Consider the following 12,026-nt stretch of genomic DNA (forward strand, 5'->3'; position numbering starts at 1 on the left):
CTGTCCAGAAAGGAAAGTAAATATTCGGTTTTAGAGTTAAGGTTGTATTTGATATGTAAATTTCTCCCAACCGATAACTTGAAGTGGCTTTTCATTCTCACGCTTGCTACAAATATATGTTTTCAATTGCCCTTTGTACATAAGTTTTAAAGAAGGAAGTTGTTCAAAGTGATGAGGCTGCACGAAGCATGGAGCTACTTGCAATTTTGATGATTGGCATTCATTCATAATGGTGGCAACAAATTGCGAACAGAAAAAAGCATGCTCTCGTTCAATTTTTATATTCATTGCTAAACCAAATAATCCGATTAAATTATATTTATATAGCTCTTTTTGCTGTTCCATTCGTCTGATTTTATTCCTCATTCGCTTATATTCATATGAGCTCACTTGGCACTTATAAATCGCACATCTAGCACGATTAAAAAGCGTACTTGTCGCATCTTCCCTAATGAATCCTCCATTAAAAGGATTATGCTTATTTTTCCTCCCGAAACTGTACATTTCAAGTAATTGTTCATCGAAAGCAATCGATGTATGATTTAAATCTTTCCTCGTATACACACCTATTGCTTTTGAAAATAATGTTCCAGTTTTACTTAACATAATATAAATGGTTTTCTCGATTTCTCCTCACCCCGTTCACAGGAAACATTTTGCCCCCTAATCTACTATTTTAATCATCCCTTATTTGAAACTTTTTCCACACGGGCTTGAGAAGGAAAATGTCTAAGACCTGAGACTTAGAAGTAGGAGAAACTCTACACGAGATACCAATCTTTTATTTATAGGAAAAACCGGGGGGGGGATGGAAGCGGCTTGTTGCATGCCCCTTGAAAAGCGCTCGACTGTAGAAGAAATCAACCTTTTCATGACATAAAATTTTATATACTTTCTGACTTTTTAAAATAAAAATGCCAAAGGAAATTTTCCTTTGGCATTTTTCTAATTATTAATCTTTGCATAATGCAGAATCGCTTCTTCAAGAATATCAATACCTATCATCACATCATCTAGCGGAGTATATTCGTTTGGATGATGACTGAGACCATCAACGGATGGGATAAAAATTAATCCAACTGGACATAACTTGGTCATGTTCATCGCATCATGTCCTGCTCCACTTTGCATTATTTGATTAGAAATGTTTTTTTCTTCACAAATACTTTTTAGAACTTCATTTATTTCCTTCGATAGAAGTACTGGCTCTTCCGAACTGATCTCGATGCTCTCAATCTCCAGCTGTCTATTCTTCTTTACGTTTGCAATGGTTTGATTTAAATAGTCCAGGACTCTTTGCCTCGATTGAAGAGAGGTAGATCTTATGTCTATTTTCATTTCAACCTCTCCAGGCACTACGTTCATCGCACCATTGTGGACATTTAAAACTCCAATAGTCGCAACTGTTCCAAAATCTTCTTCACTTTTTGCAGCGCTCTCTAGTGCTAATGAGATTTCAGATGCGCCAAGAAGAGCGTCATTTCTCATATTCATAGGGGTCGTTCCCGAATGGGATGCTTTCCCCATTATTTTCACATGCAGTCTTACAGGTGCAGCTATTCCTGTAACAATCCCAATTTTTTTATCATTATTTATTAATACAGGACCTTGCTCTATATGCAATTCAAAAAATGCTTTAAACTGTTCATCTACTCTACTTGCTTGTTCCACACTCTTAAAATCCAGGGCACATAAAGCAAATGCCTTTTCCATTGTAATTCCGTCCTTATCCACTAGATTCCGGTATCTATTATGATCGAATTGACCAGCCATAGCTTTGCTACCTACTGTCGACACTCCGAATCGTGCAGACTCTTCACAAGCAAATGAAATAATTTCAATCGGATGATCTGTTTCAACACCTTTTTCATTTAATCGTTTAATTACTTCTAAAGCAGCTGTTACACCTACGACGCCATCGTATTTTCCACCTTGGTAGACTGTATCAAGATGAGAACCCATTACTACAGGTGGTAGACCTTCTATCCTACCTTTTCTTCTTGCAATAACATTTCCACATTGATCCATTCTAATATCTAAATGCTCGGCCATACACATGCGCATAAACGCGTGGGTGCAAGTCTGCTCTTCATTTGAATATGCAATTCTTGTTATTCCCTTTTCACCGGAGTTGTATTGGTTAATATTATTAAATAGTAACTCATACCTTTTCTTATTATCCATACAAGTATCCCCTGTCCTGTTATTCATTATGGCGATTTAACCTCATTAAGAGTGCAAAAAGTCGAAACTAACCAACTGCTACTCCTAAGTTCATTTTAAACAAATTCCACTAGACTGTCATTGTGGAACGGAACCAAGATGTCTCTTCATTTATTGTGCATGGTACACAATGAATACCCTACTGTTTAGTGATATACTGGACTTCGTTACATTTAGTGATTGGAAGTGAATATCGATATGAGACATACCGTCATTTATAAAAAAGGTGAACGCTTTACATTAGAAGCTGATTATTATGGTACAACCAGTCCCAATGCCCCGGTTGTCGTTTACATTCATGGAGGCGGATTACTTTGGGGAACAAAAGAAGAACTAACTGAAGAAATGATTCATTTATATACTAGTAATGGATATGGATTGTTTTCAATTAATTATAGACTAGCTCCTGAAACAAAACTATCGTATATTTTAGAGGACATTCAAGATGCTTTAAATTGGATTGAGTTAGAGGCACCAAAGCAGTTTTCTATCAATGCCAAGAAGATTGCGATTGTAGGTAGTTCTGCTGGTGGTTTTCTAGCACTTTGTACTGGTACATTCAAAAATAAACCACGTGCAATTATATCATTCTATGGATACGGGGATATTAGTGCGGATTGGGCAACAAGCCCAAACAGTTTTTATTGTCAAAAAGATTTAGTTTCAAAAGAGATGACAAAACATATTATTATTGATGACGTAATTACAGAAGCTTCTGTTGAACAACGCTTTCTTCTATATTTATATGCTAGACAAACTGGTGAGTGGGTTCAGGAAGTAACAGGTATTAATCCTACCATTAATAAAGAGGCACTTTTAAAATATTGCCCAATTCATCATGTTACAAAGGAATATCCACCAACATTATTGTTACACGGAACAAATGACGTTGATGTACCATACTTGCAATCTGTTTTTATGAGAGCTGCATTAATAAAAGAAAACGTCAAAGCTAAGTTAATTACAATTCCAAATGGAGAGCATGTATTTGAGAAGGATTTCCATAACCCCGTTGTTCAAAATGCGCTGAAAGAGGTTATTGACTTCCTTCATGTCCATTTAACTGATTGAGTTAATTTCATAAATAGCATTTTATTATTATAATTTGTTAAAGTTATTGGTTGATTTCGAATACTCCATCCTCTTTCGTAAGTGCCAAAATTATTAATGTTATTTCATAGGAAAATAAAAATACACATAAAAAATGAGCTAGGAAATGTATCTCCAAGCTCATTTATTTTGCTATCCACTTTTTACTAAAGCACCCGTTAATTGAATAACAAAATTTCCAATTTGAATCAATAATCAATTGAATTGGCTATATCTAACAAGGTTTCAGGAGTAACTTTATCTGATACTCGCTTATCAATACTTAGCATATATTGCCAATCACCTCTTTCGAAAACAAGCACATTAAATCCTGAAATTGTCATATAAGTGGCTACAATTCCACTTTTTAATTCAAAAGTTTTTATCACGTATTTCTCTCTTATAGGAATATTATTCTTTATCGGTCGAACATCAATTTTATAATGATTTTCAGATAATTGATCATTTATAAACATCACTTCAAATGAGTCATTAATGTCGCTTTCTAAATCACTAAATCTACCAAAATGATGAGTAAAGCTTATCGGTGGTATTCTAAGCGGAAGTTTAAGTTTTTGTTTGAAATGTTGTTCAAAATCGTCCACTGCATCTTCCACAGTTTTGTAACCTATTTCAGGATATATTTCTTCATAAGGACTGGGCTTATCATTTGCAGTTGCATATATGGTCAAGAAAAATAACAAACAAAATGAAATCAACAAAAGTGAAATAGATCTGGTCATTTTCTATCACCTCAATATTTTAGGTGTAGTATTCCCAGCTTCGTTAAAATTATCATATTGACATTGCTTGTTCAACTAACCTGCTGCGTTAGTTGAATAAGGAAAAAAACTTACTCCTTCTTGAAGTAAAGCACACCGTTAGTTCAATATCGCTTAATGTTTCACTGGACCATAAAAAGGGTTTTTATTAATATCTGTTATAAATTCAATTGCTTTCGCTTGATACATTTTATCACGGTATTCATAAGTAATGATAATATCTCCGACAAACGTCGCTGGTGTTATTTGACCACTTACTCTGACCATAAGATTTTTGTTAATTACTTCATAATCAATAATGCTACCGAAACCTATATCCTCAAATAAATGCGAGGGTTCTATTGACTTAGGATCGACAACGGATACTTTGTCCCCCAAAATGATTTCGTCTTTTTCAGTAGTTAATTTTGTTTTTACATTTTTATTGATAATTGCCATAGGGTTATCAACAAGTACATCAATCAATCCGTTCGTATATCGATAAACATGAACTTCTTCCTGTAATACACCAGTACCATAGCCTTGGTTCAGAATGATGATTAACTCTTTCTTTTTATCTTGGTTAATGTCTTCGTAATAAATTTGTGGGGCATAAGTATTATTATTAGCAGCGCTTATCCAAAAAGGTCTTGAGTAAATCTCCCCCTTGAAACCAAGTTTGAAATCATAATATAAATCATTCATTTTTTTAGCATATAGGGTTATATTCTCTTTACTTAACTTTGCAATGATATCATATCCTTCAATTTCTGCCTTTGGGTTATCAGGGACAATAACAAGAAGAAATGTCATTATAAAAGCAATGTATCTTTTCATTAGTTCAACACCTCATTTTAGTGTTCCCTGAATCGTTTTCTTATTCAACAAACCTGCACCTTTAGTAAAAAAGGCTTTACTCCTTATTGAAGTAAAGCACCCGTTAGCTTAATAAGGAATTTTTGTTACTCCTCTTCACTATCAAGTAAATAACCAACAAATTCTTCGTGTAATGCAACTTCTTTTTTTAATTGTACACGATTATTGTTATGAACCTGAATAATAAAGTTGTTTAATTTGAGAGCTCGTTAGTTGAATAATAAATGGAGGAACTCAATTAAATTAAGTTCCTCCGTTGCAATGAATATTTACAATTTGATCTATTTTTGCTTACACTCAAATGAATAATTACTTGAGAGATTATTATGGATTTCTAATATGACTTACTTCTCCACCATTTTCATAACGGCCAGGTATGCGTTATAACAGACACTCCAAATAAAGAGATAACGAAAAGCCATAAAACGTCTTTTAAATCTTTTTTAAGGCTATGTTAAATTCTAATTTTGATTTGTGACCATAAGAAAACCGCCTTTGTGAAAAGGCGGTTAATTGAGCTATCGTCTCCCGTTAGCTTAATCACCTTAAGTGACAAGGTCATCTTACCATCTGGTAAACGAGACCTATGGCTCCAGAATCAAAGGTCTTGTTTTCGATTAACTTAAGATTGATCTTCTCCTTGAGACCTTGGAATAACGGCAATCCCTTAGCGACGAGAACGGGAGAAACCGTAATTTTAAACTCATCAATTAAATCAAGCTGCATAAGGTGGTGTGCGAACCTCGGACTGCCGAGGATTACCATATCCTTGCCTGGCTGCTGTTTGAGGTTATTGATCTCTTCCTCGACATTTTCTTTCACGAGTCTGGAATTATTCCATTCGACTTTTTCCAGCACCGTGGAAAAAACGATTTTGGCTGTCTTTTCGATCCACTCGGCATGATTCCGTTCATGCTGTGAAGCTGATGGGTTCGACTGCATAGATGGCCAGTAACTGTGCATCATCTGATAAGTCCCACGTCCCCAAATGACAGTGTCGGCAGTACTCAGAATTTCTTTCGCGTGTTTCTCCAAATCAGCATCATAGGAAATCCAGCCAATGTCCATTTCACCATTCGGCCCTTCTACGAAACCGTCAAGCGATGCGTGCAAAAATAGAACGAGTTTTCTCATTTTCAGCTCTCCTTTGTTCATGAGGAATATCTACATTATATATTAACTACATTTTAGCATAATTCAACTTAGGAGTTTCTTATGGTTTGCTAATCCGAAGTCGAGTAGAAGGGAACCTTTCTACCTTGCGGTAGATTGTGTTCCTCCCCCTCACAGAACCGTGCTTGCGCTATTTACGCACACGGCTCCTCCAAGTCACCATTCACAAGATGTACCTAATCTCTTTCGATCAGATTTGCTTATTCTGCTATCCTTAATAGTTTAGTTTCCATTTATTATCTCTACCTCTGTGTGTAGTAAATGTGTCACTAGTAAGGGTGATAACCTGGTAGCAGCCTTTCCTCCATCGACATTACCCAACTTCATAGGTACTACGCTGCTATCCGACTCCCTACATCGGCATTTGGTTTCCTTGCTTATTATCGCTTGTACACCATACTCTTCTATAAGAAGAAAAGACCGGTAGGGCCTCCCGAGTTGCCGTACCATATCCATGTGTGACGTGCCAAGGTCTCTGACTCCAGAGAGGTTTATCCTTCTTGCCTTTAACGATGGATAAAATGTAGCTTTCTGCTGCAGGTAAAGCATCAGCCCTCTCGATTTACTAACATTATGGAGCTCAATCCCTTCAACCATTTGGCTTTCGGCCCGCCACCTAACTGTCTACGCTTAAAGGCTACTGTTACCATTAGCCCTCCAAGACTCGCTACGAGTGAATGGCTAGTTCTTTCTCGACGGGAATCCCACCCGCTATATGATACGACCTAGGCTCGGCCGCACACCTACTGCGTTAGTTCAATAAGAAAAAAGAGCTACCTAAGCAACCCTTGGTCTTTAACTAAGCACCCGTTAGTTAAAGTAAAACTCTTCACATTTTCTTGGAAAGTTCACCGTCTGTTTATCTGATTCGGTATAGGTAAAGTACTTTCAATATCCTGAAATAAATAATTCAAACCAACGATTGTTGACTTGAATTGTTTCACTTAGTGCCTAGTTAGTTGGTTTTGCGATTTGGATTACGTTCAATAAAATCCTCGATTTCATCTGCTAACCTATAAACAAGGTGGAAATAATGTTTTTCTGTAAGAGGACCTTTGATTCTCCACTTTTGCATTTCTTTAAAGTGGAAATCATAAAAATAGCCCTCTATATCCCTTCTCGATATCCCCTGTTTCGTCGCCATGTCAGCAATAGAAAGTCCTTCTTTCCAATACTTTTCATACTCATCACGGCTTAACTTCAAAAAACTAGATAATGCATCATAATCGTATTTAACATGGTAAACTACAGTTCCTTCCTCATTTACACCTTGCTCTAGGTCATTATTTTCGGCATAAACCACAGATGAAATAGTTAATAATATGATAAAGAAAAGAAGTAATCTTCTAATAACAGAATTCAACATATAGAACCTCCACATTTTTTTATCTATTTTATTGTGTGAGGTTTCATAAATGTTATGTCTTTTTTTAAAAACTATTTTTTTTCTTTAGTTGAGCAAAAAAAAAAGCCGCATAAGCAACTCAAAGAACTTTACTAAAGCACCCGTTAGTTGAATAAGGACTATTCTTTAAGTGATCATAATTTTTTTATATTTGAACAATCCACTGCTTTGATTCATTTTTATTGACCAATGTCACTTCATTGGATGATATCCATTTTAATTTCCCAAAATGCTTTGTAAAAGCCCATTCGTTCGGTCTTTCTGTAATTAACTTTTCACGTTTAACTACTTCACCTTCGTTATTTTTAACGATGATGCTTATTTCAAATTTATCAATATCGTGTTCACAAAACACTTCTGCAATATGTTTTCGATTAGGACTTTTCTTCGGTTGTTTCCATATACGTTCGTTAATATAATTGCAATCAATGACTTGTTGATAAGCACTTTCGAAAAGTTGTTTGTTCCAGCCCTTTTCATCAATGATTTTCTCAATACCGTTTTTTAGTAACTTTAAAATCAGCTTTTTCTTTTCTATATTAGACAATTGAAAGTATCGTTCAATATTTAATTCAACTTGTACTATACAAATATCTTCGCCGATAACTCGTTCATCTACAATTCTTTCAACACATTCGACTAATAATTTCCAACATTTCTCCGTTTTGAATTTTTCAAAATGGCATTCAAATAAAGATGCTACACATCTTATTTCATCTCGAAATTCTCTTCGTTGTTGTTTCCAGTTCTTCTCGTAGTCTTCTTTATCTCCACTACTTTTAACATATGGTATATCCAAATCAAATTCTCTTAGGATAGGCATTCTAAAACCCCTTATCTATTGTTCATTACCTCTTCTTCAACTAACCTGCGGCGTTAGTTCAATATGAAAAAGCTACCCCAAAGGCAGCCTTGTTCTGCTAAAGCCCCTGTTAGTCTAAGTTCACCATTTCACAAACTTTAATAAAATTGATTAGAAAACCATCTCTTTTAACTACAAATCAAATATCTTTACAAGCCCATGTATCAATTTCTACTTTAAACGAAGGTGCTGCTAGTGCTACTACATAAATCATTGTAGTACAAGGAAGATGTTCTCCGAGAAAATCTCCAATTATTTTTCTTCGTTGTACCACTTCAAAATCTCCAACTAAGTAGAATACCATTTTTGTCAAATCTTCAATCTCCATTTCAGAAGCATCAAGATTCTTCTTTACGTTTTCTAAAGCTAATTGTAGTTGCTCTAGTGGATTCTCTGGTACAGTGCCATCTATTCTCATACCTAGTTGTCCAGATAAATTCAACCATCTATTTGGACCTGTAATCTCTATTTGGTGTACATAAGGAGCCACTGGATTATGAATTGTATCTGGATTTCTTGAAATTTTCACTTTAAATCATTCCTTTACATAATATTTAACTTTCAAATTATAGTTGACCATGCATTTCTTTACTTCATATTAAACTAACCTGCAACGTTAGTTCAATAAGAAAAAAAGCTTTACTCCTTCTTGAAGTAAAGCATTCGTTCGTGAAAATAACTATATATTATTACGATAAATACCAACGTGAAGAAAATACCTCTTATTATAAGGGAACGCCTTACATATGCCTCATCTACTTTAGGTTCCTCAGTATATGCAGGTTGAAACCACAAATGAATAGCCTTAGTTGGAATTATATATTGCCAAATCGAAATAGCATAGAATGCAATCACAACGATAAAAAATAAAATTATTTTAAACATATAATTCCCTCCCGCCCCACTACTTTAATACGTTTGAATCGAATTGAGGTTCCATTTTTAAGCAAATGCTCCATTTGTAATTATCAAAAATGTATTTTACTTGTTCAACTAAACTGCTGCGTTAGTAAAAAAAAGCTCTACTCCTTATTGAAGTAAAGCATCCGTTCGTATTATAAGGTTAGCCAGATATTTCTGGTTGACCTTTTTTTATATCGATATATGATTGCGGTAGCCGGGGTAGAACGTAAGCACCCGTGGGGCTATTGATCCCGTCAACTAAACAGTTCGCCCCCTACTTGTAGAAACATGATTGAGGCTGGTTGGGACTCTGATCTCGTATAACAAGCGAAGCTATGATACTACATGGAGGAATAGGGGTTACCGGTTAATTGTATGACAAGGAGGAAAATAATGATGAATCCAGTAATTGGTCTGGATGTGGCAAAAGGCGAAAGTCAGGTTCAAGAGTTGCCTTTGCAGGAATTGATCCAAGTGTTTTTGAATCTGGTACATTCAAAGGTACTTTGAATCGGATTACCAAAAGAGGTTCTAGTAGACTACGACATGCCTTATATATGGCCGTTAAAAGTGCCATTCGTGATAGTCGCAAGAAGAAAACGACAGATGAACTCATTCCTCGAAATAAGAGGTTAAGGGAGTTTTATGATAAGAAACGTGAAGAAGGAAAGCCCTTTAAAGTAGCTGTAATAGCATGTGCAAATAAGCTTTTACATTGGATTTATGCACTTTTAAAAAACAATTCATTTTTCCAATATCTTACCTAGTATTAAAATATAACTAAAAAGCCTAAACCTTTCCAAATACAGAAAATTGAAAGGTTATTTGGCATGCACAATTTTAGTATAGCATGAACTAATTTGTTTTTTATTAATAAATATTGACAAACTATTGGCTGGTTTAGTTGAAGAAGAATTTTTTAGTCAGAGATAATGATTATATTTTCTGCAACTTGCTTTTGGTCAATAGAATTTGGGTTTTCAATTAAATCAAAGGATACTTTTTGACCTTGTTTAAGGAATATGAATCCATTCGGAAATCTTTCTTTATTAGGTATAATCGAACTGAAATGAACAAAAACATGATTTCCATCTTCACCGTCAAGCATAATACGACCATAACCCTTTTCTTCTTTAAACCATTTAACAACTCCCTCTCGTTTCATATCTGTTCGACCTCCAATTCATTTTTTTACTCAACTAAACTGAGTACTTTAGTTCAATAAGAAAAAAGACTTTACTCCTTCTTGAAGTAAAGCACCCGTTAGTTCAATAAGAACATTGGGGAAAACATTCTATTTTCATACCTGATAATTCTGCATTTCCTAATTTATCTAATCAATTCTTTCAAATCTATCATCACTTTCGTTAAAGAGGATATAGAAGTTTGTGTGTCATAGTCTACATTATCTAACGAATGGTTCGCCCCATGGATTACTTCAACGGTAAAAGAGGTTCGCTGTGCCAGTTGTTCGACTTGTTCTAAGTTATAATGGGGGTCTTTGTCACCAATGACTAACAATCCTTCGTGACTACTGTTTAAAATTTCTTCATACATTCTATCGAGTTTCAGTAAAGGGGTTAGTAATATCATCTTTGACTTATTAAAAGCTTCTCTTTTCATAAATTCACTAATAACAGGAATTGTTCCAAGTGATTTCGCAAGGAAAATTGTTTCATTGTAATGAAAATTAGCTAGAACATTATTTATAACAGGGTTAACATCATCCATAATGATATTAGTTATTTCTTCGAATGATTGTTCGAATACTTCTTTTTTATATAAATAGTGAATTTGAACAACATCAAAATCATTTTCAAGCATTACCATAGTAGCGTAATAAAGCAAGGGTTTATCGTAGGTATAACCAGTACCCGAAAACATAAAACAAATTTTTTTAGAACCCGTTTGAATATGTGTGTACTCTATCTGTTTAAGGCTATCATTTGTATCTACTGAGATTTTTGTACCCTTCATTGGTATTCCCCCTATCCTTAATTATTGATAAATCATTCTTATCTTTTCCTTTTCAAATTAACAACTTCACTAAATTACGACTCTATTTTTCTACCTCGTTGGTTGAATAATTTCCTGTTTCATTACAACTTCGACATTCTTGCAAAAAAACCTTCTTGTTAAACTAAACTGCGGCGTTAGTTCAATATGAAAAAGCTACCCCAAAGGCAGCCTTGTTCTGCTAAAGCCCCTGTTAGTCTAAGTACACCATTTCACAAACTTTAATAAAATTGATTAGAAAACCATCTCTTTTAACTACAAATCAAATATCTTTACAAGCCCATGTATCAATTTCTACTTTAAATGAAGGTGCTGCTAGTGCTACTACATAAATCATTGTAGTACAAGGAAGATGTTCTCCGAGAAAATCTCCAATTATTTTTCTTCGTTGTACCACTTCAAAATCTCCAACTAAGTAGAATACCATTTTTGTCAAATCTTCAATCTCCATTTCAGCAGCATCAAGATTCTTCTTTACGTTTTCTAAAGCTAATTGTAGTTGCTCTAGTGGATTCTCTGGTACAATGCCATCTATTCTCATACCTAGTTGTCCAGATAAATTCAACCATCTATTTGGACCTGTAATCTCTATTTGGTGTACATAAGGAGCCACTGGATTATGAATTGTATCTGGATTTCTTGAAATTTTCACTTTAAATCATTCCTTTACGTAATATTTAACTTTCAAATTATAGTTGACCATGCATTTCTTTACTTC

The 12,026-nt window shown here is 34.7% G+C and carries 14 protein-coding genes; 2 read left to right on the top strand and 12 right to left on the bottom strand.

The genetic code is table 11. The features are described 5' to 3' along the window. Positions 1–36: 36 nt before the first annotated feature. On the bottom strand, positions 37–606 hold the full coding sequence (locus tag PB01_RS16515) for a hypothetical protein (RefSeq protein WP_225986074.1): 570 nt from the start codon (positions 604–606) through the stop codon (positions 37–39). A 339-nt stretch (positions 607–945) separates the two neighbouring features. Next, positions 946–2,184: a M20 family metallo-hydrolase gene (locus tag PB01_RS16520; protein ID WP_151701202.1), complete on the bottom strand. Its 1,239-nt coding sequence runs from the start codon at positions 2,182–2,184 to the stop codon at positions 946–948. A 237-nt stretch (positions 2,185–2,421) separates the two neighbouring features. On the opposite strand from PB01_RS16520, the gene PB01_RS16525 reads away from it, so the two are divergent. Continuing rightward, positions 2,422–3,294, top strand: coding sequence for an alpha/beta hydrolase (locus PB01_RS16525; RefSeq protein WP_151701203.1), 873 nt, complete (start codon positions 2,422–2,424; stop codon positions 3,292–3,294). Positions 3,295–3,521: 227 nt separating this feature from the next. Here the strand turns inward: PB01_RS16525 and PB01_RS16530 are convergent, their stop codons facing one another. The 7 genes from PB01_RS16530 to PB01_RS16560 all read right to left on the bottom strand — a co-directional run bounded on the left by PB01_RS16530 (position 3,522) and on the right by PB01_RS16560 (position 9,274). After that, positions 3,522–4,055 carry a hypothetical protein gene (locus PB01_RS16530; RefSeq protein WP_151701204.1) on the bottom strand — a complete coding sequence of 178 codons (534 nt, stop codon included), beginning with the start codon at positions 4,053–4,055 and terminating at the stop codon, positions 3,522–3,524. Between the two features lie 153 nt (positions 4,056–4,208). Beyond that, on the bottom strand, positions 4,209–4,910 hold the full coding sequence (locus PB01_RS16535) for a hypothetical protein (RefSeq protein ID WP_151701205.1): 702 nt from the start codon (positions 4,908–4,910) through the stop codon (positions 4,209–4,211). 597 nt (positions 4,911–5,507) lie between these two features. Continuing rightward, entirely contained in the window at positions 5,508–6,083 is a 576-nt protein-coding gene (locus PB01_RS16540) for a dihydrofolate reductase family protein (RefSeq protein WP_151701206.1), read from the bottom strand. Between the two features lie 994 nt (positions 6,084–7,077). Next, positions 7,078–7,488 carry a hypothetical protein gene (locus PB01_RS16545; RefSeq protein ID WP_151701207.1) on the bottom strand — a complete coding sequence of 137 codons (411 nt, stop codon included), beginning with the start codon at positions 7,486–7,488 and terminating at the stop codon, positions 7,078–7,080. 184 nt (positions 7,489–7,672) lie between these two features. After that, on the bottom strand, positions 7,673–8,350 hold the full coding sequence (locus tag PB01_RS16550; RefSeq protein ID WP_151701208.1) for a hypothetical protein: 678 nt from the start codon (positions 8,348–8,350) through the stop codon (positions 7,673–7,675). A gap of 178 nt (positions 8,351–8,528) precedes the next feature. Continuing rightward, the gene (locus tag PB01_RS16555; RefSeq protein ID WP_151701209.1) at positions 8,529–8,918 is read right to left on the bottom strand and encodes a RidA family protein; all 390 of its coding nucleotides are present in this window, start codon (positions 8,916–8,918) and stop codon (positions 8,529–8,531) included. Positions 8,919–9,028: 110 nt separating this feature from the next. Then, positions 9,029–9,274, bottom strand: a complete 246-nt coding sequence (locus PB01_RS16560; protein WP_151701210.1) for a hypothetical protein — start codon at positions 9,272–9,274, stop codon at positions 9,029–9,031. Between the two features lie 389 nt (positions 9,275–9,663). On the opposite strand from PB01_RS16560, the gene PB01_RS16565 reads away from it, so the two are divergent. Beyond that, the gene (locus tag PB01_RS16565) at positions 9,664–10,059 is read left to right on the top strand and encodes a transposase (protein WP_264158156.1); all 396 of its coding nucleotides are present in this window, start codon (positions 9,664–9,666) and stop codon (positions 10,057–10,059) included. 152 nt (positions 10,060–10,211) lie between these two features. Here the strand turns inward: PB01_RS16565 and PB01_RS16570 are convergent, their stop codons facing one another. From PB01_RS16570 to PB01_RS16580, 3 genes are all read right to left on the bottom strand, one after another. Beyond that, positions 10,212–10,457: a cold-shock protein gene (locus tag PB01_RS16570; RefSeq protein ID WP_151701211.1), complete on the bottom strand. Its 246-nt coding sequence runs from the start codon at positions 10,455–10,457 to the stop codon at positions 10,212–10,214. A gap of 164 nt (positions 10,458–10,621) precedes the next feature. Next, positions 10,622–11,269, bottom strand: a complete 648-nt coding sequence (locus PB01_RS16575; protein ID WP_151701212.1) for an alpha/beta family hydrolase — start codon at positions 11,267–11,269, stop codon at positions 10,622–10,624. A gap of 301 nt (positions 11,270–11,570) precedes the next feature. Further along, complete coding sequence (locus PB01_RS16580; protein ID WP_151701213.1) at positions 11,571–11,960, bottom strand: RidA family protein; 390 nt, start codon at positions 11,958–11,960, stop codon at positions 11,571–11,573. Between the last annotated feature and the right edge of the window lie 66 nt (positions 11,961–12,026).

The sequence above is a fragment of the Psychrobacillus glaciei genome (genome assembly GCF_008973485.1).
Taxonomy (GTDB): domain Bacteria; phylum Bacillota; class Bacilli; order Bacillales_A; family Planococcaceae; genus Psychrobacillus; species Psychrobacillus glaciei.